Genomic DNA, 25,185 nt, shown 5'->3' on the forward strand with positions numbered 1-25,185 from the left:
GCCGACACCGGCGGACGGTGCTTGCCTTCCCCCCTCACCGTACGAAACATCCCTTTGGTCGCCATCGTGCACCGAAGGGATACGCATGAGAGCCGCTCTCCTCTACTCGGCCGCCGGGTCCTTGCTGCTGAGCACCCTCGCCGGGGCACCGGACACCGCAGACCCGACGGGAGCGGCGGAGCGGCGCGGCACGGCCGTGGCGGCCGCCCGGGCGAAGGCGGCCGGCGTCGACTTCGGCCCCTGCCCCGACGCGCAGGACCTGCCCGGCAGCATGCGGTGCGGCACGGTGCGCGTCCCGCTGGACTACGCCCGGCCGGACGGCGAACAGATCGGACTCTCCGTCAGCAGGGCCAGGGCCACACAGAAGGACCCCCGGGGCGGCGGCCGCAAGGTCCTCCGGCAGGGCGCCCTCGTCCACAACCCGGGCGGTCCCGGTGCCACCGGCCTGTACTTCCCGCTCATCGGCCTGCTGCCCGAGTGGAAGCGCATCGCGGCGGCGTACGACCTCGTCGGCTACGCGCCGCGCGGCGTCGGCCGCTCGGCGCCGCTCTCCTGCGAGGACCCGGAGCAGTTCTTCAAGGGGCCCTCGCAGGCGCCCGCCCGGCCCTCCGTCTCGTACAAGAGGGAACGCATCGCGCGGGCGAAGGCGTACGCGCGCGGCTGCGCCGAGCGGGCCGGCGACGCGCTACGGCACTACCACTCCCTCAACAACGCCCGCGACCTCGACGTCCTGCGCGCCGCGCTCGGCGAGGAGCGGCTGACCTTCATGGGCTCGTCGTACGGAACGTACTTCGGGGCCCTGTACGCGACGCTGTTCCCGGCGCACGTGCGGCGGATGGTGTTCGACTCGGTCGTCCACCCCGGCCCCGGGCGGATCTGGTACCGCAACAACCTCGACCAGTCGGCGGCGTTCGAACGGCGCTGGGCGGACTTCCGGGCCTGGATCGCCCGCCACGACGACGTGTACGGGCTGGGTGCCACCGCGCGCGAGGTGCTGCGCGGCTACGAGCGCGTGAGCGCGCGACTGGCCGTCGAACCCGCGGGCGGAAAGGTCGGGCCGGGCCAGTTGCAGCGGGCGCTGCTGCAGGCCGCGTACTACGACGACCTGTGGCCGCACCGCGCGCACGCGCTGTCGGCGTACCTCGCGGGCGACCCGAAGCCCCTGATCGAGCAGGCGGAGCAGCATCCGCAGGCGGCGGCCGAGGCGGAGAACTCACGCGCGGTGTACCTGGCCGTCGAGTGCAACGACGCCCCCTGGCCCACGGACTGGAGGGTGTGGGACCGGGACAACACCCGGCTCGCACGGGTGGCGCCCTTCGCGACCTGGGACAACGTGTGGACGAACCTGCCGTGCGCCTACTGGCCGGCGCCCCGGCAGCGGCCGCTCGACGTCGGCGCCGGGCCGGGTGAGCTGCCGCCGACGCTGATCCTGGCCGCCGAGCGGGACGCCGCCACCCCGTACGACGGCGCCCTCGCCCTCCACATCCGCCTCGCGGGCTCGGCCCTGGTGACGGAGCGGGACGCCGGCGCCCACGGGCTTGCGGGCGGCCCGAACGCCTGCGTCAACGCCCATGTGGAGGCATATCTGCTGGAGGGGCGCCTGCCGGGACGGCGCGCGGAGTGCGCCCCCCACGCCGAGCCGAGACCCGCGGCCCCGCGCACCGAGCCGGCACCGACCGCCCCGGACGAGGCCGGGGCCGCGGCTCACAGAAGCGTCCGCTGAATCAGGCCAGCGAGGCGACCAGCTCGGCGATGTCCTTGCGGCGGCCGGTGTAGAACGGCACCTCTTCGCGGACGTGCATGCGGGCCTCCGAGGCGCGCAGGTGACGCATGAGGTCGACGATGCGGTACAGCTCGTCGGCCTCGAAGGCGAGGATCCACTCGTAGTCGCCGAGGGAGAACGAGGCGACGGTGTTGGCGCGCACGTCCGGGTAGCCGCGGGCCATCTTGCCGTGGTCGGCGAGCATGCGGCGGCGGTCCTCGTCGGGCAGCAGGTACCAGTCGTAGGAACGCACGAAGGGGTAGACGCTCACGTAGTCGCGGGGTGTCTCGTCGGCGAGGAACGCCGGGATGTGCGAGCGGTTGAACTCGGCGGGGCGGTGCAGCGCCATGTTCGACCAGACGGGCTCCAGGGCGCGGCCCAGCTTCGTCCGGCGGAAGAGGTTGTACGCGTCCTGCAGCGCGTCGCTGGTCTCCGCGTGCCACCAGATCATGAGGTCGGCGTCGGCGCGCAGGCCCGAGACGTCGTAGGTGCCGCGGATGGTCACGTCCTTGGCGGCGAGCTGGTCGAACAGCTCCTGGACCTCGTCGGCGTACCCGGCGCGTTCCTCGGGGAGGACGTCCTTCAGCTTGAAGACGGACCAGAGCGTGTAGCGGATGACCTCGTTGAGGTCCTTGGCCAGCTTGCCCTTGTTCGCGATGCGGTCGGGTGCGGCGCTGGAGGCCGTGGTGGAGGCGTCGTCACTCATGCCTCTCATTCTCCCGCTCCGCCGTGCAGGCTCTGCACCGGGTGGGCGGTGAGCTCCTGCACACCCCGCAGGTCACCGTGGATCTGGTCGACGGCGGCGTAGGCGCTGGCGATGCAGGCGGGGATGCCGACGCCGTCGTACGCGGCGCCGCACACGGCGAGGCCGGGCAGGCGGGCGACGTGCTCCCGGATGCGGGCCACGCGCGCGTGGTGGCCGACCGGGTACTGGGGCAGACCGTCGTCCCAGCGGGTGACGCGGGTGGCGACGGGGGCGGCGTCGAGGCCGGTCGCCGCCTTCAGGTCGTGCCGGGAGACGTCCACCAGGTCGCTGTCGTCGCGCCGGAGGATCTCCGTCTCGCCGTACCGCCCGACGGAGGTACGCAGGACGACCAGGTCGGGGTTCTCGTCGGCGATCCAGCCCCACTTCTGCGAGGCGAACGTGGACGCCTTGATGGTGTGTCCGTCGACCGGCGGCACGAGGAAGCCGCTGCCGTCGGGCAGGTCCGTCTCGCCGCGGCGGTAGGCGAGGGTGACCAGGGCCATGGACGCGTACTCGACGCCGTCGAGCTCGGCGGCGGCCCCGGGGCACTCGGCGCGCAGCAGCCGGGCGGCGGCGGGCGCGGGGGCGGCGACGACCACGGCGTCCGCGAGCCACTCGCGGTCACCGGAGGCGACCTGCCAGCCGCCCTCCGGGGTGCGGCGCAGTCCCGTCCCCGGTGTCTGGGGGAGGATCTCGCCCCCGCGGGCGAGGACCGAGTCCGCCACCGCGAGGGGCAGGGTGCCGACGCCGCCCCGGATGCCCATGAACACCGGGCCGGTCTGCCCGGCCGCCGCCGCCTTGGCCTGGAGCTCCCGGACCCCTTCGGTCAGGGAGGTGTGGATCCGGGCCACCTGGAAGAGCTGCGGGACGGCCGAGCGCATGGAGATGCGGTACGCGTCGCCCGCGTACACCCCGCCCAGCATGGGCTCCAGGAGACGGTCGACGACCTCGCGGCCGAGGCGCCGCGCCACGTACTCCCCGACCGCCACGTCGTCGCCGACCTCGGTGCGGGGCAGTTCGGCGTCCCGCTCGATGCGGGCGAGGCCCTCCTCGGACACCACGCCGGCCAGAGCGGACGCGGTGCCGGGCACACCCATCACATGCCCCTTGGGGAAGGGGCGCAGGGCGCCGCGGGTCCACAGCGAGGCCGTCGCCGTGGCCGGGGGCTGGAGACGGTCGGCGAGGCCCACCTCGCGGGCGAGTGCCACCGCCTCGGGGCGGCGGGCCAGCATCGACTCGGCGCCGAGGTCCACACGGGCGCCCGCGACCTCCCCGGGCAGCAGCTTGCCGCCGGCCCGGCCGGACGCCTCCAGCACGGTCACCCGCGCCCCGCGGTCCAGCAGCCGGTGCGCGGCGGCCAGCCCCGCGATACCCGCTCCGATGACGACGACCCGCCCTTGAACTTCGCGCATGCCCCCAGCCTCTCAGACCCCACCGACAGCGCCGCCGCGCCCCGGTGTCCTTCACGAGTCCCGACCGTGACCGCATCGGAACCGTCCCGGGCCAAACGATCGGCACCGTCCGGGCGTCGAAGAAGCGTGAGCAGAATCGACCTCCGGGGGGATGCCCGCATGCGCACACGACGATCCCGACGATCCGTACGACACACCGCCCCGGCCCTGGCCGCGCTGCTGCTGGCCGGCGCCCTCGCCCTCACGGGGTGCGGCTCCGGGGACGACGCGTCGGGCGGCAGCGGCTCGGCCGCGGACCACGGGGCGGACGACAGGGCCGTCTCGGGCGAGGCCGCCCCCGGCGGCACCGGGAACGGCTCCAAAGCGACGGCGCCGCCGAAGCTCACCCCGGGCCACATCATCCGCGCGGCCTCCCTGACCGTGCAGGTCAAGGACGTTCCGAAGGCCCTGGAGCAGGCCCGCACCGGTGTGGAGAACGCGGGCGGCTACGTCGGCGACGAGACCACCACCCGGGACGCCGAGGGCCATGAGCGCACGCGGGTCGTGCTGCGCGTGCCCGTCGAGAAGTACGACGAGGTCCTCGACGGACTGGAGGGTGCCGGCAAGCTCCTCGACCGCAGCGCGAAGGCCGAGGACGTCACCGACCAGGTCGTGGACGTGGAGAGCCGGATCAAGACGCAGCGCGCCAGCGTGGCCCGGATCCGCGAGCTGATGGACCAGGCCACCAAGCTCAGTGACGTGGTCACCCTGGAGGGCGAACTGAGCACCCGCCAGGCCGACCTGGAGGCGCTGCTCGCCCGGCAGAAGTCCCTGAAGGACCGCACCAGCCTGGCCACCGTCACCCTTTCGCTGTCCGAGACCCCGGTGAAGAAGGAGACGAAGGACGACGACCCGGGGTTCGTGGACGCGCTCGCGGGCGGCTGGAACGCCTTCGTGACGATGCTGCGCTGGCTCACCGTGGCCTTCGGCGCCGTCCTGCCGTTCGCGGCGGTGGCCGCGCTGATCGTCTGGCTCTGGCTGCGCGTCGTACGCCCCCGGCTGCCGCGCCGCCCCGCGACCGCGGCGGCCGTGCCGGGCCCGCTGCCCACGGCCCGGCCGGCGCCGGAGTCCGCGCAGCCGGGAACGCCGGGTGAGCGGGACTGAAATGCCCTGCTCCCGTAGCGTGTTCACATGAACATGAGCCGTACACGGGAGCGACTGGTCGTCATCGGCGGTGACGCCGCGGGCATGTCCGCGGCGTCCCAGGCGCGCCGCCTGAAGGGCCCCGACGAGCTGGAGATCGTGGCGTTCGAACGGGGCCACTTCACGTCGTACTCGGCGTGCGGCATCCCCTACTGGGTCGGCGGTGACGTCACCGACCGGGACCAGCTCGTCGCCCGCACCCCGAAGGAGCACCGCGCCCGCGACATCGACCTGCGGCTGCGCACCGAGGTGGTGGAACTCGACCTCGGCGGGCAGCGGGTACGCGCCCGGGACGTCGGCTCCGGCGAGGAGTCCTGGACGTCGTACGACAAGCTCGTGATCGCGACCGGCGCCCGCCCGATCCGGCCGGACATGCCGGGGGCCGACGCGCCCGGGGTGCACGGGGTGCAGACCCTGGACGACGGCCAGGCACTTCTCGACACGCTGGAACACACACGGGGCCGCCGCGCGGTGGTCGTCGGGGCCGGTTACATCGGCGTGGAGATGGCCGAGGCGCTCATCAAGCGCGGCTACGAGGTGACGGTCGTCAACCGCGGCAGCGAACCCATGTCGACCCTCGACCCCGACATGGGCCGCCTGGTGCACGAAGCCATGGAGGGCCTGGGCATCACGATGGTGAACGACGCCGAGGTCACGAAGATCCTCACGGGCGACGACGGGCGGGTGCGGGCGGTGGTCACCCAGGACCGCGAGTTCCCCGCGGACGTCGTGGTGCTCGGCATCGGCGTGCGCCCCGAGACGGCCCTCGCGCGGGACGCCGGCCTCCCCCTCGGCCCGTACGGCGGTCTCCTCACCGACCGCTCGATGCGAGTGCGCGGCCGGGAGAACATCTGGGCCGGCGGCGACTGCGTCGAGGTCCTGGACCTGGTCTCGGGCCAGGAGCGGCACATCCCGCTCGGCACCCACGCCAACAAGCACGGCCAGGTCATCGGCACCAACGCCGGCGGCGGTTACGCCACCTTCCCGGGCGTGGTCGGCACGGCGGTCAGCAAGGTCTGCGACCTGGAGATCGCCCGCACGGGCCTGCGCGAGAAGGACGCCCACCGGGTGGGCCTGCGCTTCGAGTCGGTCACCATCGAGTCGACCAGCCGGGCAGGCTACTACCCGAACGCCTCCCCGATGACGGTCAAGATGCTCGCCGAGCACCGCACGGGCCGCGTCCTCGGCGTCCAGATCGTCGGCCGGGAGGGCGCGGGCAAGCGGGTCGACATCGCGGCGGTCGCCCTCACCGCGGGCATGACGGCGGAACAGATGACGGCCCTGGACCTCGGCTACGCCCCACCGTTCTCACCGGTCTGGGACCCGGTCCTGGTGGCGGCCCGCAAGGCGGCGGCGAAAGTGCGCGGTTCCTTGTGAGGTGGGGCGGGGCCGCGCCTCCAGGGGCGCGGGGCCCTGTCCATGCGCGGGCTCCGCCGCGTGGGCGCGGCAAGCCGCAACCAGCCCGCACCCGGCGACGCCCCCGCACCCCCACGGCGAATCCTTACGCCGTCCCCGCCGTACCGTTGATCCGGTCGATCGCCTGCCGCGCCTGCTCCGCCGGCGGCCGCGACGGCAACGACGACACCGACGCCGAAGCCGCCGTCACCGCCGGCGGCTGCTCCCCCGCCGGCTTCGCGTGCGTGGCCACCCGGGTCGACCGCAACCGGTGGTTCACCGCCTCCTCCAGCGTCACGGGCCGCCGCAACTGGGTCGCCAGCCGCCCCGCCTCCTGGCCGAGGCGGGCCACGTCCTCCCAGGGCAGCCGCACCACCAGCGTCAGCTCTGCCTCACCGTCGGGCAGTGCCTGCATGGCGGGATTAGCTCGGTCGTTCATCGCCTGTTCCTCACGTCGGCCCCGCGACCCGCCTTCCCCGCGCCGCGGGCGGTTGCCGACACATACGCACGCCCGTGCGGCCGCGTTCACCGAACCCGCCGATCGGGCCCCGCGTCAGCGCGCGGTCAGCGTGTGCACGTGCTCGACCAGCCGCGTGAGGGCGTCCGGGTCCGTGGACGGCATGACGCCGTGGCCCAGGTTGAAGACGTGGCCTTCGAGGTCCTTCGCCGAGTCCAGGACCTCACGGGTCTTGGCCTCGACGGCCTCCGTCGGGGCGAACAGCACCGTCGGGTCGAGGTTGCCCTGGAGCGCCTTGCCGGGGCCGACCCGGCGTGCGGCCTCGTCCATCGGGACGCGCCAGTCGACGCCGACGACGTCCGCGCCGGCCTCGCCCATGAGGCCCAGCAGCTCGCCGGTGCCGACGCCGAAGTGGATGCGCGGGACGCCGTACCCGGCGACCGCCTCGAAGACCTTCGCCGAGGCCGGCAGCACCGAGCGGCGGTAGTCGACGGGGGCCAGCGCACCGGCCCAGGAGTCGAACAGCTGGACCGCCGAGGCACCCGCCTCGATCTGCACCTTCAGGAAAGCGGCGGTGATGTCCGAGAGGCGGTCCAGCAGGTCGGCCCAGAGCTCCGGGTCGCCGTACATCATGGCCTTGGCGTTCTCGTACGTGCGGGACGGGCCGCCCTCGACGAGGTAGCTGGCGAGGGTGAAGGGGGCGCCGGCGAAGCCGATGAGGGGTGTGGCGCCGAGCTCGCGGGTGAGCAGGCCGATGGCCTCCGTGACGTAGGAGACGTCCTCGGGGGTCAGGTCGCGCAGCTGCGCGAGGTCCGCGCGGGTGCGGATGGGGCGCTCGACGACCGGGCCGACGCCGGGCTTGATGTCGAGGTCGATGCCGATGGCCTTGAGCGGGACGACGATGTCGCTGAAGTAGATCGCCGCGTCCACGCCGTGCCGGCGCACCGGCTGGAGCGTGATCTCGGTGACCAGCTCGGGCCGCATGCAGGACTCGAGCATCGGGATGCCCTCGCGCACCTTGCGGTACTCCGGCAGTGAGCGCCCGGCCTGTCGCATGAACCACACCGGTGTGTGCGGTACGGGCTCGCGCCGGCAGGCCTTGAGGAAGGCGGAGTCGTACGGGGCGGACGGCTGCTGGGCCCGAGGGGCGTCGTTGGCACTCACGGGGCCAAGTTTCGCACGGCGCGGAACGGCGTGATTCAGCCCCTGGAGAGGCGCGGGGTGTCTAGCCCGGCACCCGGGCCCGGGTCCCCGTAATCTTCCCGCATGGCTGCGGCTCAGGGACGACTGTCGGACGGCGCTGGCGGAATGGACGAAGCGAAGGACACCGAGAACGACCGGCGGGAGGCGGACTCCGCCCCGCTGCCCTTCCGGGCCGCCGTCGACGCGCTCAAGGCGGCGCGGCTGCGGCCCCAGATCGAGGTCGAGCCGACGCCCGCGCCGAGGCGTCTCGCTCCTCACAGCTACGCGCTGGAGGCCGCGGTCGTCGACGGCGACCAGGACCTGGCCGACGGCCGGCTGGTGCTGCTGCACGACCCGGCCGGGCACGACGCCTGGCGGGGCACGTTCCGGCTGGTGACGCTGGTGCGCGCGGAGCTGGAGCCGGAGATGGCGGCGGATCCCCTGCTGCCGGAGGTGTGCTGGACCTGGCTGACGGGCGCGCTCCAGGCGCGGGGGCTGACCGGTGGCGAGCCGAGCGGCACCGTCACGCGGGCGAGCTCCCACTACTTCGGCGGGCTGTCGGCGCGCCCGGCCGCCTCGCAGATCGAGATCCGTGCGTCGTGGACGCCGCGGGAGGGTCTGGGCGGCGTTCCCGACACGGCGGCGCACCTGGCGGCCTGGTGCGATCTGCTCGCCCAGATCGCGGGGCTGCCCCCGGCCGTTCCCGGAGACGCGTCGGTGGTGACGCTGCCGCAGCGACGGGGCCCGCAGTCCCGCTGACCGCCCCCTGACCTGCCCGATCGACCTCTGACCGCCCCGCACTGATCGACCTTGTGCGGGGCGGTCAACCATGTCCGGTCGACGATCACACCTCAGTACCCCTCTTGGCCGAATCACTTTGTCGATACGGCCACTTTCGACCGCGTACCGACGCAGACCGAAACCGTCCGACCTTCGAATGATCGACCGCGTGTCCGAATTGCACGGATTGTTATCACTGAATCGTGATCATTCTCTAAAGGCGGACGGATTCGGTGCCGAAGACGACTGTGACCTTGAAAGCACGGTTCGTCCCGGCTTCACCCCCCACGAGCCGGCCCCGTCCCGCACCCCAGGAGGCCTGGTGTCCGTTCTCCTCGAGCAGCCCGCAAGCCTGGTCGCCTACCGCCCGAACAAGCCGACCGCCATGGTGGTCGTGGCCGACCCGCGCGTCCGCTCCACCGTCACCCGCCACCTGTGGGCCCTCGGTGTGCGCGACGTCATCGAGGCCTCGTCCATCGCGGAGGCTCGTCCCCGCATCGGCAACCCCCGCGACATCTGTGTCGCAGACGTCCACCTGCCGGATGGCTCCGGCCTCACGCTGCTGTCGGAGACCCGCGCCGCGGGCTGGCCCAACGGGCTCGCCCTCTCCGCCGCCGACGACATCGGTGCCGTGCGCAACGCACTCGCCGGCGGCGTGAAGGGTTACGTCGTCACCGGCACCCGCACCAACGTCGGGCTCCCCACCCGGCCGGGCGCCGCCCCCATCGGCGCCGCCGCCGCACGACTGCACCGCCGCCCCCCGGGTGCCCCGAGCCACCCGGGCGGCTACCGCGAACTGTCCGGCCGCGAGGTCGAGGTGCTGCGACTGGTCGCGGAAGGCCAGTCGAACAAGGCGATCGGCGTCTCGATGGGCCTGTCCGCCCTGACCGTCAAGAGCCACCTCGCCCGCATCGCCCGCAAGCTCGGCACGGGTGACCGCGCCGGCATGGTCGCGGTGGCGCTGCGGACCGGGATCATCCACTGACCCACGCCCACGACCCTTCGTGATCCTTCCCTCACGTGACGCGGGACCGGACGCCGGCCCCGTTCACATCACTCACGGTTCGTGAACCCGCCGCTTCCCCGACATGACTGGTTTGCGACCCTCGGGCGCCCGCCGACGGAACGTTCCGTCGGCGGGCGCTGTCCATACATGGATACCCTTGACAGGTGACCGACGCCCACGACACCGCAGCAGACAGCTCACTGCGAACCACCGGAGGCGCCCCTCCGGACGACGGCGGATCTTCTGTTACGGAGGCGCCGATCCCTCTGCTGGAGCCGCGTGAGGGCATTCCGCCCGTCATCGCGGACCAGACCGCCCTGGCCCGGGTGATCGCCGCCTTCGAGGCGGGGTCCGGGCCCGTCGCCGTGGATGCCGAGCGTGCGTCCGGCTACCGCTACGGGCAGCGCGCCTACCTCGTCCAGCTGCGCCGCGAGGGCGCCGGGACGGCCCTGATCGACCCCGTGGCCTGCCCCGACCTGTCCGCCCTCGGTGACGCCCTGTCGGGCGTCGAGTGGGTGCTGCACGCCGCCACCCAGGACCTGCCCTGCCTGCGCGAGATAGGCATGGTGCCCACCCGCCTGTTCGACACGGAGCTGGCCGGTCGGCTCGCCGGGTTCCCCCGGGTCGGCCTCGGCGCGATGGTCGAGAGCGTGCTGGGCTTCGTCCTGGAGAAGGGCCACTCCGCGGTCGACTGGTCGACCCGGCCCCTGCCCGAGCCCTGGTTGCGCTACGCGGCGCTGGACGTCGAGCTGCTCGTCGACCTGCGCGACGCGCTGGAGAAGGAGCTGGACCGGCAGGGCAAGCTCGAATGGGCCCGCCAGGAGTTCGACGCGATCGCCTCGGCTCCCCCGCCGGAGCCCCGCAAGGACCCGTGGCGGCGTACGTCCGGCATGCACAAGGTGCGCCGGCGGCGGCAGCTGGCCGTCGTACGGGAGCTGTGGCAGACCCGGGACCGGATCGCGCAGCGGCGGGACGTCTCGCCGGGCAAGGTGCTCGGGGACGCGGCCATCGTCGAGGCCGCGCTGGCGCTTCCGGCCAATGTGCACGCGCTGGCCGCGCTGAACGGTTTCGGCCACCGTGTCGGCAAGCGGCAGCTGGAGCAGTGGCAGGCGGCGGTGGACCGGGCGAAGGCGCTGAGCGAGGCGCAGTTGCCTCAGCCGGGGCAGCCGGTGGCCGGCCCTCCGCCGCCGCGCGCCTGGGCCGACAAGGACCCCACGGCCGCGGCACGGTTGTCCGCGGCACGGGCCGGGGTGACGGCGCTGGCCGAGCAGCTGAACATGCCGCAGGAGAACCTGATCACCCCGGACACGGTGCGGCGGGTGTGCTGGGAGCCTCCGGCGGTGGTGGACCCGGAGTCGGTTGCCGCCGCTCTGGCCGGGCACGGCGCCCGGCCGTGGCAGGTGGAGCAGGTGACGCCGGTTCTCGTGACGGCGCTGTCCGCCAAGGAGGCCTAGCCGCCGTAGGGCTTCGCGTCGTACGGCGGCTGGGGGATGTCTTCGGCTTGTCGCGCGGTTCCCCGCGCCCCCGAGGGGCCTCTACTTCGTGGCACCTCGGGTGAAACCGTTGTAGATGAACCGCTGGAGGAGCAGGAAGACGACCAGAGTGGGGACGATCACCAGGATCGCTCCCGCCGAGATCGTCTCCCAGTGGGCTCCGAACGGGCCCTTGAAGCGGAACAGCGACGTCGAGATCACGCCAAGATCTTCCGAGGGCATGTAGATGAAGGGGATGTAGAAGTCGTTGTAGACGGTGATCCCCTTCACGATCATGACCGTCGCGATCGCCGGTTTCAGCAGCGGGAAGATGACCTTGCGGTAGACCGTGAAGGCGTTGGCGCCGTCGATGCGGGCCGACTCGTCCAGCGAGACCGGGATGGACCGGACGAACTGCAGGAAGATGTAGATCGAGACGATGTCCGTGCCCGTGTAGAGCGCGATCGGCGCCCAGAGGCTGTCGAACAGGCCGAAGCTGTTGACGATCTGAAAGGTGGCCACCTGGGTGGTCACGCCGGGGACCAGCGCGGCGACCAGGAACAGGGCCAGGACCCAGGCGCGGAAACGGAACCGGAAGCGGTCGATGGCGTAGGCCGTCATCGAGCCGATGAGGACCGTGCCGCCGATGGCGACGAGCAGGATGACGGCCGTATTGCCGAAGGCCGGGAGCATCCGGCCGTCCTGGAACGCCGTCACGTAGTTGTCGACGTTGAACGGATCATCGGGCAGCGCGAGCGCTCCGCTGCCGTCCGCCATCTCCTTCCCGGTCTTCAGGGACGTCAGGAAGACCGCGCCCAGCGGGAGCAGGACCACCGCGGTCGCGGCGATCAGGGACAGGTACACGAGGACGCGGGCCACCGCGCGGCGTGTCATACGAGGTCCGCCTTGTCGTCGGGGGCGAGGCGCCGCTGCACCCAGGTCACCGCCAGGACGATCAGCAGCAGCACGACCGCGGCCGCCGAGGCCAGCCCCGTCTTGTTGAACTGGAACGCCAGCTTCACGGTCTGGATCACGAACGTCTCGGTGCCGGTCGCCCCTCCGGTCATGATGTACGGGATCTCGAAGACCGAGAGCGAACCGGAGATCGAGAGGATCACCGTCAGGCTCAGGACCGGCCTGATGCCCGGCGCGATGATGTGGCGGAACTGGTGCCAGCGGTTGGCGCCGTCCAGTTCGGCCGCCTCGTACAGCTCCCCGGGGATCGACTGGATCGCGCCGAGGAACAAAACGAAGTTCAGGCCCAGGTAGCGCCAGACGGAGACGGCGGCCAGGGAGGTGTTCGCCGACTCCGGGGTGCCGAGCCAGGCGCGGTCGCTCTCCACGCCGGACAGGCTCAGCACCGAGTCGAGGGTGCCGCCGTCCTGGAAGAAGTAGAGGAAGACGAAGCCGATCGCCACGCCGTTGATCAGGTACGGGAAGAACAACATCCCTTTGAAGAAGTTACGGAAGCGGACGTCGAAGCTGAGGATCGTGGCGAAGTAGAGCGCGGCCACGATCTGCACGACGGAGGCCACCAGGTAGTAGCCGCTGACCCAGAAGACCTCGAACAGCTGCGGCCGGGTGAAGAGTTCGGCGTAGTTCTCGGTGCCCGTCCAGTGCAGTTCGGGGCTCACTCCGTCCCAGTCGGTGAAGCTGTACGCGACCATGTTGGCGATCGGCGCGTAGGTGAAGACGATCAGGAGGGCCAGCGGAGCGGCCAGGAAGAGCCAGGGGGTGGCCCCGCGCCACAGACGCGCCCGGCGCGGGGCGGGGGCCGGAGCGGGGGCGGCGACCGCCCCCGGGGCGGCCTCGGCGGCCGCCGTCTCGGTGGTGCCCGTCATCAGGACCCCAGCGACTTCTGAGCCTCGGTCCACCTCTCGCCGAGGCCGTCGAGGAAGTCGTCCGGATCGCCCTTCCTGGCGCCGCGGGCCATGTCGACGAGTTCCTTGCGGTAGTCGGGCGTGCTGATGCCGGCCTCGGACCGGCTCTCGACGGTCTTCAGCTCGGCGCCCTTGCTGTCGTCGAGGTCGAGGAGTTTGACGCCCGCCTGCTCGTAGGGCTTCAGGACGCCGGGCAGCGGGGCGTCCTTGAGCGGGGACAGCGCCAGGTTGTCCTGGGCGTAGCCGGACTTGTCGGTGAACCAGTCGATCCAGGCGCGGGCGGCCTCCTTGTGCGAGGAGTGGAGGTTGACGGCCTGGTTGTAGTCGGGCGACGTCACCGCGCAGAACGTGCCGTCCTTCTGGGCGGGGAAGGGCATGAACCCGATGTCGTCCGGGTCGGTGCCGGCCTGCTTCGCCGCGCCCCGCATCTGGATGACCGCCCAGGAGCCGAGCCACATGGTGGCGATCTCGCCCTTGGCCAGCCTGGGCTTGGACGCCTCCCAGTTGGTGGTCGTCGGGTCCTTCTCGACGAGTCCCTCGTGCACGATGTCGTACAGCAGCTCGTCCGCCACCCGCAGTTCGCCGCCCTCGGACCAGGGGTTGCCCTCGGCCCACAGGGTGGTGGCCTGCTCGTCGCAGCTGACCGAACCTCGGACCCCCGTCCACTGGCTGAGCGGCCACCCGTCCTTGAAGTTGGTGTAGTAGGGGATCGCGTCGGTCTTCGACTTGACCGCCTTGAGGGCGGCGAGGAACTCGGCCGGTGTGGTGGGCCAGTCGGTGACCCCGGCCTCCTTCCAGACCTTCTTGTTGTAGACGAACCCGGGGACCGCGCCGAGCGGGCTCCGGCCGTAGACCTTGCCGCGCTGCACTTCCCGGTGCCCGACCGCGACGTCCCCTACCCCGCTCCGGAGTTCGACGTCAGGCTCGCGCCGGGTGGCGTCACCGTGACCACCCGCACCCTGGTCCGGGACCTGCTGCTCCAGGCCGACCGGCTGGAGCCGGGGGCGCGGGCCGACCGGGGGCTGGTGACCCTGCTGCCGGGCGAAGAGGTGACCATCGGGGTGCGCGGCTGGAAGACTCCGGACGCGAAGACCGCCCGTTCGGCCCTGTACTGCGTGGAGCCCACCCGATGACGGCAACGCCGACCCCCCGCGTCACCATCAAGGACGTCGCCGCGCGGGCCGGCGTGTCCAAGGGTGCCGTCTCCCTCGCGTTCAACCACAAGCCGGGGCTTTCGGAAGCCACCCGGGACCGGATCTTCCGGGCGGCGCGCGACCTGGGCTGGGCACCGAGCCTCACCGCTCGGACCCTGGCCGGATCGCGCGTGGACGTGGTGGGACTGGCGGTGTGCCGGCCGGCCCGGGTCCTGGGGCTCGAACCCTGGTACATGGAGTTCGTGTCCGGTGTGCAGAGCGTGCTGGCCGAGCACTCCAGCTCGCTGCTGCTGCGACTGGTGCGGAACATGGACGAGGAGGTGGGCGTCCAGGAGACGTGGTGGCGAGCGCGGCAGATCGGCGGGTCGATCCTCGTCGACTTCCGCGCCGACGATCCCCGGGTGGCCCTGACGGAGCGCCTCGGGATGCCGGTGGTGGCCGTCGGGCATCCCTCGCTGACCGGGGGGCTCACGTCGGTGTGGACGGACGACGCCACGGCCGTGACGGAGGCGGTGCGGTATCTGGCCGCCCTGGGGCACCGGCGGATCGCCCGGGTGGGCGGTGCGGCGGACCTCGGGCACACGGCGATCCGGACGGCGGCGTTCGACGAGGCGGCGGGAGCGCTGGCGCTGGCCGGGGCGTGGCAGGTCGCGACGGACTTCTCGGGGGACGCGGGGGCGCGGGCGACGCGCTCGCTGCTGACCGCGGCGGCGGCCGACCGGCCGACCGCGATCGTGTACGACAACGACATCATGGCGGTGGCGGGCCTGTCGGTGGCGGCGGAGATGAGGCTGCGGGTGCCGGCGGACGTGTCGCTGCTGGCCTGGGACGACTCGCAGCTGTGCCGGCTGACGCACCCGACGCTGTCGGCGATGAGTCATGACGTGCACGGTTTTGGAGCGGAGGTGGCCCGGACGTTGTTCTCGGTGATCACCGGGGGCGCGGAAGCGGCCGGATCACACCCCGTGCCCACGCCGGTACTGACGCCGAGAGGGTCCACGGCACCTCCGAAGGTGTGACCTTCACCGCTCCCCCCGCCAGGACTGTGCAGCTACGTTACTCATAAGTAGCATGGGCCTGAGCGCGCGCTCAGCGCATCGCAGCAGCAATGCAGATCCTGACCCTGGAGGAGAGCCATCGTGCCTCGTACCGTCAGGGACGTCGTCTTCGTCGACGGCGTCCGCACCCCGTTCGGCAAGGCGGGCCCGAAGGGCATCTACCACGAGACCCGCGCCGACGACCTCGTCGTGAAGGCGATCCGGGAGCTGCTGCGCCGCAACCCCGGACTCGACCCGAAGAAGATCGACGAGGTCGCCATCGCCGCGACCACGCAGATCGGCGACCAGGGCCTGACCATCGGCCGTACCGCCGGGATCCTCGCCGGTCTCCCCCAGTCCGTGCCGGGCTACTCCATCGACCGCATGTGCGCCGGCGCCCTGACCGCCGTCACCTCGGTCGCCGGTTCCGTGGCCTTCGGCGCCTACGACATCGCCATCGCGGGCGGCGTCGAGCACATGGGCCGTCACCCCATGGGCGAGGGCGTGGACCCGAACCCGCGGTTCGTCTCCGAGAAGCTGGTCGACGAGTCGGCTCTCTTCATGGGCATGACCGCGGAGAACCTGCACGACCGCTACCCGCAGATCACCAAGCAGCGTGCCGACGAGTACGCCGTGCGCTCCCAGGAGAAGGCCGCCAAGGCGTACGCCAACGGCAAGATCCAGGCCGACCTGGTGCCGGTCTCGGTGCGCCGCACCAACGCCGAGGCCGGTGAGACGGGCTGGGGCCTGGTCACCGCCGACGAGCCGATGCGCCCGGGCACGACCCTGGAGAACCTCCAGGGCCTGAAGACCCCGTTCCGCGTCCACGGCCGGGTCACCGCCGGCAACGCGGCCGGTCTGAACGACGGCGCCACCGCCTCGCTCATCGCCTCCGAGGACTTCGCGCGGGAGCACGACCTCCCCGTGAAGATGCGCCTGGTCTCCTACTCCTTCGCGGGCGTGGAGCCTGAGGTCATGGGTTACGGCCCGATCCCGGCGACGGAGAAGGCGCTGGCCCAGGCGGGTCTGTCGATCTCCGACATCGGCCTGTTCGAGATCAACGAGGCCTTCGCCGTCCAGGTCCTGGCCTTCCTGGACCACTACGGCATCGCCGACGACGACGAGCGCGTCAACCAGTACGGCGGCGCCATCGCGTTCGGCCACCCGCTGGCCTCCTCCGGCGTCCGCCTGATGACGCAGCTGGCCCGCCAGTTCGAGGAGCAGCCGCACGTCCGCTACGGCCTGACCACCATGTGCGTCGGCTTCGGCATGGGCGCGACGGTCATCTGGGAGAACCCGCACTTCGAGGGGGACAAGTGAGCACCACCGCCGAGCTTCTCAAGCAGGCTTCCGAGCTGTTCCCGGACGAGGTCGTCACGAGTGCGCACGTACGCCACTTCGACCTCCCCCTCGGTGCCGGGCGCTTCGCCCTGATCACCCTGGACAACGGCCACGACCACACCAAGCCGACCACCTTCGGCCCGGCCTCGCTGGCGAACCTCAACGCCGCCATCGACCAGGTCGAGAAGGAGGCCGCGGACGGCGAGATCGTCGGCGTCGGCCTCACCGGCAAGCCGTTCATCTTCGCGGTCGGCGCCGACCTCAAGGGCGTGGAGATCCTCAAGGAGTACGAGCACGCCCTCGCCATCGGCAAGGGCGGCCACGAGGTCTTCAAGCGGCTGTCGAAGCTGGCCGTGCCGACCTTCGCGTACTACAACGGCGCCGCGATGGGCGGCGGTGTCGAGGTCGGTCTGCACTGCACCTACCGCACCGTCTCCGCGGCCCTGCCGGCGTTCTCGCTGCCCGAGGTCTTCCTCGGTCTGGTCCCGGGCTGGGGCGGCTGCGCCCTGCTGCCGAACCTGATCGGCCCCGAGAAGGCCGTCTCGGTGATCATCGAGAACAGCCTCAACCAGAACAAGCAGCTCAAGGGCAAGCAGGTCTTCGAGCTCGGGATCGCCGACGCGATCTTCGAGGGCGCGGACTTCCTGGAGCAGTCGCTGATCTGGACCGCGGCCGTCCTCAAGGGCGAGCTGGAGATCGTGCGCCCGGTCATCGACCGCGGCGAGGCCTGGGACCAGGCCGTCGCCAAGGGCCGCTTCATCGCGGACTCCAAGGTGCACGGCGCCGCCCCGGCCGCCTACCGCGCCCTGGACATCATCGCCGCCGCCAAGAACGGCGACCTCCAGCAGGGCTACGACGCCGAGGACAAGGCTCTCGCCGACCTCATCATGGGCGGCGAACTGCGCTCCGGCATCTACGCCTTCAACCTGGTGCAGAAGCGCGGCAAGCGCCCGGCCGGCGCCCCGGACAAGAACCTGGCCCGCCCGGTCACCAAGGTCGGTGTCGTCGGCGCCGGTCTGATGGCCAGCCAGCTCGCGCTGCTGTTCCTGCGCCGCCTCGAGGTGCCGGTCGTGCTGACCGACATCGACCAGGAGCGCGTCGACAAGGGCGTGGGTTATGTCCACGCCGAGATCGACAAGCTGCTCGGCAAGGGCCGCATCAACCAGGACAAGGCCAACCGCCTCAAGGCGCTGGTGTCCGGTGTGCTGGACAAGGCCGAGGGCTTCGCGGACGCCGACTTCATCATCGAGGCGGTCTTCGAGGAGATCGGCGTCAAGCAGCAGGTGTTCGCGGAGGTCGAGGCGGTCGCCCCGGCGCACGCCATCTTCGCGACGAACACCTCCTCGCTGTCGGTCTCCGAGATGGCGTCGAAGCTCAAGAACCCCGAGCGGGTCGTGGGCTTCCACTTCTTCAACCCGGTGGCGGTCCTCCCGCTCCTGGAGATCGTCCGCGGCGAGAAGACCGACGACGCCTCGCTGGCCACGGCCTTCGCCGTCGCCAAGAAGCTGAAGAAGACCGCGGTCCTCACCAAGGACGCCCCGGCGTTCGTCGTGAACCGCATCCTGACCCGCTTCATGGGCGAGATCCAGAACGTCATCGACGAGGGCACGCCGGTCGAGGTCGCCGAGAAGGCCGTGGAGCCGCTCGGTCTGCCGATGTCCCCGCTGGTCCTGCTGGAGCTGGTGGGCCCCGCGATCGGTCTGCACGTCTCCGAGACCCTCAACCGGGCCTTCCCGGACCGCTTCACGGTCTCCCCGAACCTCGCGGCCGTCGTCAAGGCGGGCAAGCGCGGCTTCTACGTCTACGACTCCGGCAAGCCGGAGCTGGACCCCGAGGTCGCCGCGCTGCTGAAGCAGGGCGACACCGTCCTGACGGAGGAGCAGGTCCGCGACCGCGTGCTCGACGCGGTGGCGCAGGAGATCGGCATCATGCTCGACGAGGGCGTCGTCGCCGAGGCGCAGGACATCGACCTGTGCCTCATCACGGGCGCCGGCTGGCCCTTCCACCTGGGCGGCATCACGCCGTACCTGGACCGCGAGGGTGTCTCCGAGCGCGTGAACGGCAAGAGGTTCCTGGCGCAGGGCGTCGCGAGCGTCCCGGCGTAACGCGTTACCCCTGAGGGGGGTGGGGCGTACGGTAACAATCCGTGCACCCGCCCCCCTTTCTGTATGCCGCCACAGATAGGATCCTCACACAATCCGACCATTGTTTACCTGACTCTGACGGTCTCCACACCGGACCGCCGGGTGTCCTCGAAGGAGTCCTGCGTGGCGTCCCCTCGTCGCCGAACACCCCGACGCCGGGTCTGGCCCAAGATCAGGCTCCTGCTCCTCGTGGCGGTGGTCGCCGCAGGCGGCACGGCGCTGTATCCCGTGTGGAAGGCGGCGAACCCGGATCCGCCCGAGCTGAAGGTCCGCTACCGGACCGACACCCCGGCGACGGCCACGGCGGCCAAGCCGTCGTTTGAAATCTTCAACGACACGGACAAGTCAGTGCCGTTGAGCGATGTGACGCTCCGGTACTGGTTCACGGCCGACGGCGCGGCGGGCGCCTCCTCGTACGCCTTCAACTGTGTCAACGTCGTCTTCGGCTGCTCGAACGTGGCCGGGCGGATCGTCGCCATGGACAAGGCCACCGACACCGCCGACCACTATCTGGAGGTCCGGTTCACGGCCGCCGCGGGCAGCCTGAAGCCCGGCGCCAACAGCAAGGGCATCGACCTCCAGCTGTTCCGCACCGACCACAAGGAGCTGAAGCAGTCCGACGACCGCTCCTTCGACGCGGAGATGACCAGTTACAAGGCGGCGGAGAAGGTCACCGCCTACAAGCGGGGCGTCCTCGTCTGGGGCGAGGAGCCGGACGGCACCGAGGCGAGCGACGAGAAGAAGACAGCGGCGAAGACCGCGCCCGAGCCGCTGCCCGCCCAGCCCGCCGGGGTGCTGTTCGACGACTTCACCTACCAGGGCCCCAAGGACCCGGCCCTGTTCAAGCACGGCTGGCTGGTCCGCACCAGCAAGGGCGGCCCGGGCGTCGAGAACACCTGGTCCGCGAGCGGCGTCAGTTTCCCCACCGCCGAGGGCTCCCACGCCGACGGCCAGGTGCTCAACCTGCGGGCGAGCACGGACGGCACCAAGGCCGGCACGAAGCAGGCGAGCCTCGGCACGGCCGCGAGCAAGTTCCGCGACGGCACCTACGCGGCCCGCATCCACTTCAGTGACGAACCGGCCGCCGGGGACAGCGGCGACCACGTCAACCAGACCTTCTACACCATCGGCGGCACGGGCTCGAAGTACAGCGAGCTGGACAACGAGTACATGCCGAACGGCGGCTGGGGCCGTCCCGGTCCCAAGCTCGACACCGTGACCTGGTACGACCACAAGGCGAACGACCGGGTCTACCGGACCACCAACAAGAGCCTCGACACCTGGCACACCGTGCTGATCCGGGTGAAGGACGGCGTCGTCGCCTACTGGCTCGACGGCAAGAAGCTCTTTCTCAGCAACGGCAAGTACGCCCCGCGCGCGGACATGTCCGTCAACTTCAACCACTGGTTCATCGACCTGCCGTTCAAGGGTGAGCGCGCCTGGGACATGAAAGTGGACTGGCTCTACTACAACGCGAACGAGACCCTGTCGGCGAAGCAAGTGCAGTCCGCTGTCGACGGCTTCACCGACGAGGGCATGAACTACTTCGACACGGTTCGGGAGTCCCGGTGAGGAAAAGGCGGTCCGGCGCCCACAGGCACGCGGCGGAGGCGACGGAGGACAAGCCGGTGGTCAGCAGGCGCTCCGCCCTGTTGATGGGCGGTACGGGAGGCGTCGCCATGGCCGGCGGCGGCGCATGGCTGGGCAAGGTGGTGGCGCAGCCCGCCGCCGCCCCGGCCGCCGCGGGAGGCATCGGTGGCCTCACCATGCCTCCCCTTTACGCCCCCTCGGGGCGCCGCCCCAAGTACCGCCGGGCCACCTGGTCCCAGCAGTTCCAGTCCGGCCACGGCTGGACGCCCGGAGGGGCGGGCACCGCGTCGGCCGAGGCGAACGACAAGTCCGTCTTCGTGCGCGGCACCCAGTCGGTCCGGGTGACCACGGGCGGCAACGGCAAGCAGAGCTACGTCCGCAAGACGGGCCTGCCGGCGATGAGCCTGACGGGCAAGATGATCCGGCTGGTCTTCCGCGTCGAGGACGTGACGAACCTGGCCAAGCTCGTCTTCTACCTGGGCAGTGGCTCCCTGGCGAACCACTTCGCCTGGACCCACCACGTGCATTCCAAGACCTCGGCCAACTACGTCCAGTCCGGGGAGTGGGTGACCGTCCACCTCCAGTGGGCGGACGTGGGCGCGGCGGCCGGGACGTACTCCATCGGCGCCGACGGCAAGCCGTCCACGAAGACCGGCTTCACCGACATGTCGTTCGCCGTGTACGACGACGCGGGCGGTCCGGTGACCTACCGGCTCCAGGCGGTCGAGCTGATACCGGACACCGTCTCGGTCTTCCCCAAGGGTGTCGTCTCCATCACCTTCGACGACTCCCACAAGTCGGTCCACGACCTGGCCCGGCCGGTCATGGACCGCTTCGGCTTCCCCGGCACGGTCTACAACATCGCCGACGCCATCGGCACCGGCAGCTTCCTGACGCTGAACCAGATGCGGTCCATGCAGGACTTCTCCGGCTGGGAGATGGGCGGCCACTCGTACGCGAACGCCGTCCACACGGCCAGCTACCCCAAGCTCACCGCCGAGCAGGCCGACGACGACTTCCGCAAGCTGCGCGAGTGGCTGGTGTCCAACGGCTTCACCAGCGAGCACTTCGCCTATCCGCACGGCGCGTTCCAGAAGACGTCCGACGGGGTCCCGGTCGACCAGATCGCGAGCCGGCACTTCACCACGGCCCGGTCGATCATCTCCGAGACGATCGAGTCGTTCGCCCCGGCGATGCCGTACCGCCTGAAGGCGCTGACGGGCATCAACGACGGCACGGGGATCGGCGGTACGGCCCTGTCGAAGCTCACGGGCGCGGGCGGCCGGCTCGACCGGTGCGTCAACAGCGGCGACTGGCTGATCCTGTGCCTGCACAAGGTCGTCGACGGTGCTCCCGCGACGAGCACCGAGATCGGCAAGGCGGGCCTGGAGACGCTGATGAAGGCGATCGACGACCGGGACATCCCGGTGCTCACGGTCGAGGAAGCGATGGCCTCCTACACCTGAGGCCCGAGGCTCGCACACCCAGCGCCCGGACGCACAAGAGAGGGGCGGCCCCCCGGCCGCCCCTCTCTTCGTTCTCCTGCGGCTCTACCAGCCGCCCTGCCCGTAACCCTGGCCCTGGCCCTGGCCCTGGCCCTGGCCCTGCTGCCACGACGGGTCCTGGTGCGGATAGCCGCCCTGCCCGTAGCCCTGGCCGGGGTACTGCTGCTGGTACGGGTCCTGGTGACCGGGGTGTCCGCCCTGCCACTGCTGCTGACCGGCCGGCTCCGGCGCCCCCCAGCTCACGCGCTGCTGCGGGACACCCGCGTGGTGCTCCTCGTGGTAGCCGGGGATCGGCTGCGGCTGGGAGGGGATGCCGCCCGCCGGGCGGGGCCGGGTGCGCAGCGCCACACCCTCCAGACGCATCAGCTGGAGCGTCTCGGTGACCTTCTTGTCGGAGTACGGGTCCTCTTCCTCGAAGATCTCCGTCACGTCGCTCTCGTGGTCCCCGGCCACGGACACCTCGACGCCGCCCTGGCGGGTGCCCCAACTGCCCTTGTGGAGGGTGAACAGGGCGTAGAAGCGCAGCGGGGTCAGCAGCGTCAGCTGGATCACGCCGTAGATCGGCGCGAGCAGGAACATGCCGAACCGCTTGATGAAGCCCATCCCGCGCCGCGGGAAGTCGAGGTAGCGCACGTTGCGCAGATAGCCCATCAGCACCATGAAGACCAGGTAGTCGCCGATGTGGTTGACGAACTGGGCGGGCTTCATGATGGGCAGGATGACCATCGAGTAGAACATCGCCGAGCCGAAGACCAGCCACAGGGCGAGTTCCATGCAGGTCAGCCAGAAGGCCGGCCGGTACTTCTTCTGGTGCCGGAACGCCCACAGCGACTCGCGGAAGAAGGACTTGTTCCAGCGCACCTGCTGGCGCAGGAAGTGCGGCAGCTTCTCGGGGACGGCCGTGTAGCCGACGGCGGTCTCCTGGAAGACGACCTGGCCCTCCATCAGGCAGTAGTTGGTCATGCGGCGGTCGTCACCGAAGACGGCCGGCTTGCCCAGGAACTGCTGGTTGAGGAAGTCCGGCAGGTACTTGCGCACCAGCGTGCCGCGGTACGCGGAGAGCGCGCCGCAGCAGCACAGGACCGACTTCAGCCGCGAGTAGGCGGCCCGCTCGAACAGGAACGAGTTGCCGTAGCGCAGGTCCTGGAGGCGGGTGAAGATGTTGCTGTCGTGGTTGAGCGCCAGCACCATGCCGGTGGAGGCCATGATCTTCTCGTCGGCCAGCGGCAGCAGCAGCTCGCGCACGGTGTCCCGGGACAGCACGGTGTCCGAGTCGACGCACAGGAAGATGTCGGAGTACGGGGCGGCCTCGAAGCCGAGTGCCAGTGCCTCGCGCTTGCCCTTGTTCTCGGGCTGGACGCTGACGGTGTACTTGACGCCCTTGGCCTCGAACTCCCGGCGCATCTTCTTCGCGGCCCTGATGCCGGAGTCGTTGGCACTGGCGTCGTCGATGATGTGGATCTCGTTCGGCAGGCGGCTCTGCGCGAGGAGGCTGCGCATGCCCTGTTCGAACATCACCGGGTCCTCGTTGTAGATCGGGATGACCGCGGTGACCCAGGCGTTCTCCAGGTACTCCAGCTCTTCGCGCCCGGCCTTGGCGGGGCGGTAGAAGAGGGCGCCGAACATCTTCAGGGCCAGCAGGCCCATGGCGCCCATGGAGTACAGGTGCAGGGAGCCGGCGTCGAGCCGGGTGGCGATCAGCGCGGCCAGGCCCAGGAAGACGAAGTACGAGACCTTCAGGTGCCGCCGCTTGCGGTGGGCCCGACGGCCACCGGAGTCGACGGCTCCCGGTATGTACGTATCGTCGGCAGTCACAGCTTGACCACCCGCGGGTGGTCGGCGGATTTGCCCCGGGTGTCGAAGAGCGCCCGGGCGCGGTCAGCCAGCTCGTCGAGGTCTATCTCGCGGTGCGGCTGGAGCAGGATCGTCAGGTCGGCGGCCTCGGCGGCGGCGAGGTAGTCCTCGGCCCGCTCGACGGGCGCACCGGCGACGCGCCAGTCCTCGACCCGCGGGTCGAAGTAGACGAGCTCGGCACCGCGCGCGAGGAGGTTCTCCGCGACGGCCAGGGCCGGGCTCTCCCGCTGGTCGGAGATGTCCGGCTTGTAGGTCACGCCGAGCAGCAGGACCCGGGAGCCGCGCACGGCCTTGCCCTGGTCGTTGAGCAGGTCGGCGGCGCGGTTCACCACGTGCACGGGCATGCGCTGGTTGATCTCCTGCGCCAGCTCCACGAACCGGAACGGGATGCCCAGCGAACGCACCTTGTACGACAGGTAGTTGGGGTCGATCGGAATGCAGTGCCCGCCGACGCCGGGGCCCGGGTGGAACGGCGCGAACCCGAACGGCTTGGTGGAAGCACACCGGATGGCGTCCCACAGGTCGACGCCGATCTCGCGGCAGAACATCGACATCTCGTTGACGAGCGCGATGTTGACATGCCGGTACGTGTTCTCCAGCAGCTTGGCCATCTCGGCCTCGCGGGTGCCCTTGGCCTCGACGACCCGGTTCACGAACCGCTCGTAGAGGGCGCGGGCGGCCTTGGTGCAGTCGGCCGTGATGCCGCCGACGACCTTGGGGGTGTTCTCCAGGCCGAAGGAGGGGTTGCCCGGGTCGATGCGCTCGGGCGAGAAGGCGAGGTGGAAGTCGATGCCGACGCGCAGGCCCCCGGCCTCCAGACGCGGCCGGACGACCTCGTCGGTCGTGCCCGGGTACGTCGTGGACTCCAGGACCACGAGCGTGCCGGCGGTGAGGTGGGCGGCGATGTCGTCCACGGCGGCGTGCACGGCACCGAGGTCCGGGGCGCCGTGGTCGGTGAGCGGCGTGGGGACACACACCACGACCGCGGCGGCGTCGGCGATCACGTCGGCCCGGTCGACGGCCTCGAAGCCCCGCTCGCGCATGGCGCGCACTTCGGCGTCGGAGATGTCGTCGACATGCGAACGGCCGGCGTTCAGTCCCTCGACCACCCGTCGGCTGCGGTCGAGACCGACCACCTTCAGGCCCGCGGCGGCGGCGGACCTGGCCAACGGCAGCCCCACGTAACCGAGTCCGACAACGACAAGATCCACCGTGGAGGATCTGCTCACGAATTCATCCCCAACCCCGTTGCCACGGCGTCGGCCAGACGCAGTAGCAACCGGCCCC

Annotated in this window: 19 protein-coding genes and 2 pseudogenes; 12 read left to right on the plus strand and 9 right to left on the minus strand. The window is 71.1% G+C overall.

Annotation, left to right across the window (positions count from 1 at the left end; genetic code table 11):
- Positions 1–85 precede the first annotated feature (85 nt).
- Positions 86–1,723: an alpha/beta hydrolase gene (locus tag AB0937_RS25125; RefSeq protein ID WP_366714434.1), complete on the plus strand. Its 1,638-nt coding sequence runs from the start codon at positions 86–88 to the stop codon at positions 1,721–1,723.
- Between the two features lies 1 nt (position 1,724).
- On the opposite strand, the gene hemQ is transcribed toward AB0937_RS25125, so the two are convergent.
- Complete coding sequence (gene hemQ / locus AB0937_RS25130; protein WP_366714435.1) at positions 1,725–2,468, minus strand: hydrogen peroxide-dependent heme synthase; 744 nt, start codon at positions 2,466–2,468, stop codon at positions 1,725–1,727.
- 5 nt (positions 2,469–2,473) lie between these two features.
- Complete coding sequence (gene hemG / locus AB0937_RS25135) at positions 2,474–3,919, minus strand: protoporphyrinogen oxidase (protein ID WP_366714436.1); 1,446 nt, start codon at positions 3,917–3,919, stop codon at positions 2,474–2,476.
- A 159-nt stretch (positions 3,920–4,078) separates the two neighbouring features.
- Here hemG and AB0937_RS25140 point away from each other — a divergent pair, with 159 nt between their 5' ends.
- Together AB0937_RS25140 and AB0937_RS25145 are read left to right on the plus strand one after the other, a co-directional pair.
- Positions 4,079–5,062, plus strand: a complete 984-nt coding sequence (locus tag AB0937_RS25140; protein WP_366714437.1) for a DUF4349 domain-containing protein — start codon at positions 4,079–4,081, stop codon at positions 5,060–5,062.
- A 27-nt stretch (positions 5,063–5,089) separates the two neighbouring features.
- On the plus strand, positions 5,090–6,478 hold the full coding sequence (locus AB0937_RS25145) for an FAD-dependent oxidoreductase (RefSeq protein WP_366714438.1): 1,389 nt from the start codon (positions 5,090–5,092) through the stop codon (positions 6,476–6,478).
- 124 nt (positions 6,479–6,602) lie between these two features.
- Here the strand turns inward: AB0937_RS25145 and AB0937_RS25150 are convergent, their stop codons facing one another.
- Positions 6,603–6,935 carry a hypothetical protein gene (locus tag AB0937_RS25150; RefSeq protein ID WP_366714439.1) on the minus strand — a complete coding sequence of 111 codons (333 nt, stop codon included), beginning with the start codon at positions 6,933–6,935 and terminating at the stop codon, positions 6,603–6,605.
- A gap of 114 nt (positions 6,936–7,049) precedes the next feature.
- On the minus strand, positions 7,050–8,117 hold the full coding sequence (gene hemE, locus AB0937_RS25155; protein WP_366714440.1) for a uroporphyrinogen decarboxylase: 1,068 nt from the start codon (positions 8,115–8,117) through the stop codon (positions 7,050–7,052).
- Positions 8,118–8,219: 102 nt separating this feature from the next.
- Here hemE and AB0937_RS25160 point away from each other — a divergent pair, with 102 nt between their 5' ends.
- The 3 genes from AB0937_RS25160 (at position 8,220) to AB0937_RS25170 (ending at position 11,375) form a co-directional block, all read left to right on the plus strand.
- Positions 8,220–8,894: a DUF3000 domain-containing protein gene (locus AB0937_RS25160; protein WP_366714441.1), complete on the plus strand. Its 675-nt coding sequence runs from the start codon at positions 8,220–8,222 to the stop codon at positions 8,892–8,894.
- Between the two features lie 343 nt (positions 8,895–9,237).
- Positions 9,238–9,900 carry a response regulator transcription factor gene (locus AB0937_RS25165; RefSeq protein ID WP_003993737.1) on the plus strand — a complete coding sequence of 221 codons (663 nt, stop codon included), beginning with the start codon at positions 9,238–9,240 and terminating at the stop codon, positions 9,898–9,900.
- 185 nt (positions 9,901–10,085) lie between these two features.
- Positions 10,086–11,375 carry a ribonuclease D gene (locus AB0937_RS25170; RefSeq protein ID WP_366714442.1) on the plus strand — a complete coding sequence of 430 codons (1,290 nt, stop codon included), beginning with the start codon at positions 10,086–10,088 and terminating at the stop codon, positions 11,373–11,375.
- A gap of 81 nt (positions 11,376–11,456) precedes the next feature.
- On the opposite strand, the gene AB0937_RS25175 is transcribed toward AB0937_RS25170, so the two are convergent.
- The 3 genes and pseudogenes from AB0937_RS25175 to AB0937_RS25185 all read right to left on the minus strand — a co-directional run.
- On the minus strand, positions 11,457–12,287 hold the full coding sequence (locus AB0937_RS25175) for a carbohydrate ABC transporter permease (RefSeq protein ID WP_366714443.1): 831 nt from the start codon (positions 12,285–12,287) through the stop codon (positions 11,457–11,459).
- A complete protein-coding gene (locus tag AB0937_RS25180) occupies positions 12,284–13,234 on the minus strand; it encodes a sugar ABC transporter permease (protein WP_366714444.1) in 951 nt (316 codons plus the stop codon). The genes AB0937_RS25175 and AB0937_RS25180 overlap by 4 nt, the downstream gene beginning before the upstream one ends.
- Positions 13,234–14,133, minus strand: a pseudogene (locus AB0937_RS25185) (ABC transporter substrate-binding protein); the annotation flags it as partial. The pseudogene AB0937_RS25185 and the gene AB0937_RS25180, both read right to left, overlap by 1 nt.
- On the opposite strand from AB0937_RS25185, the pseudogene AB0937_RS25190 reads away from it, so the two are divergent.
- From AB0937_RS25190 to AB0937_RS25215, 6 genes and pseudogenes are all read left to right on the plus strand, one after another.
- A pseudogene (locus tag AB0937_RS25190) lies at positions 14,128–14,406 on the plus strand (glycoside hydrolase family 2 protein); the annotation flags it as partial. The pseudogenes AB0937_RS25185 and AB0937_RS25190 sit on opposite strands and share 6 nt — an antisense overlap.
- The gene (locus AB0937_RS25195; protein WP_366714445.1) at positions 14,403–15,446 is read left to right on the plus strand and encodes a LacI family DNA-binding transcriptional regulator; all 1,044 of its coding nucleotides are present in this window, start codon (positions 14,403–14,405) and stop codon (positions 15,444–15,446) included. The pseudogene AB0937_RS25190 and the gene AB0937_RS25195, both read left to right, overlap by 4 nt.
- A 120-nt stretch (positions 15,447–15,566) precedes the next feature.
- Entirely contained in the window at positions 15,567–16,784 is a 1,218-nt protein-coding gene (locus AB0937_RS25200) for an acetyl-CoA C-acyltransferase (RefSeq protein ID WP_366714446.1), read from the plus strand.
- Entirely contained in the window at positions 16,781–18,910 is a 2,130-nt protein-coding gene (locus AB0937_RS25205) for a 3-hydroxyacyl-CoA dehydrogenase NAD-binding domain-containing protein (RefSeq protein WP_366714447.1), read from the plus strand. Before AB0937_RS25200 ends, AB0937_RS25205 begins: the two co-directional genes overlap by 4 nt.
- 162 nt (positions 18,911–19,072) lie before the next feature.
- Complete coding sequence (locus tag AB0937_RS25210) at positions 19,073–20,521, plus strand: cellulose binding domain-containing protein (protein WP_366714448.1); 1,449 nt, start codon at positions 19,073–19,075, stop codon at positions 20,519–20,521.
- A complete protein-coding gene (locus AB0937_RS25215) occupies positions 20,518–22,005 on the plus strand; it encodes a polysaccharide deacetylase family protein (RefSeq protein ID WP_366714449.1) in 1,488 nt (495 codons plus the stop codon). The genes AB0937_RS25210 and AB0937_RS25215 overlap by 4 nt, the downstream gene beginning before the upstream one ends.
- 84 nt (positions 22,006–22,089) lie before the next feature.
- Here the strand turns inward: AB0937_RS25215 and AB0937_RS25220 are convergent, their stop codons facing one another.
- Positions 22,090–23,859, minus strand: coding sequence for a glycosyltransferase (locus tag AB0937_RS25220; protein WP_366714450.1), 1,770 nt, complete (start codon positions 23,857–23,859; stop codon positions 22,090–22,092).
- Positions 23,856–25,127: a nucleotide sugar dehydrogenase gene (locus tag AB0937_RS25225; RefSeq protein ID WP_366714451.1), complete on the minus strand. Its 1,272-nt coding sequence runs from the start codon at positions 25,125–25,127 to the stop codon at positions 23,856–23,858. Before AB0937_RS25225 ends, AB0937_RS25220 begins: the two co-directional genes overlap by 4 nt.
- Positions 25,128–25,185: the final 58 nt, after the last annotated feature.

The sequence above is a fragment of the Streptomyces sp. NPDC047880 genome (genome assembly GCF_040706515.1).
Classification (GTDB): domain Bacteria; phylum Actinomycetota; class Actinomycetes; order Streptomycetales; family Streptomycetaceae; genus Streptomyces.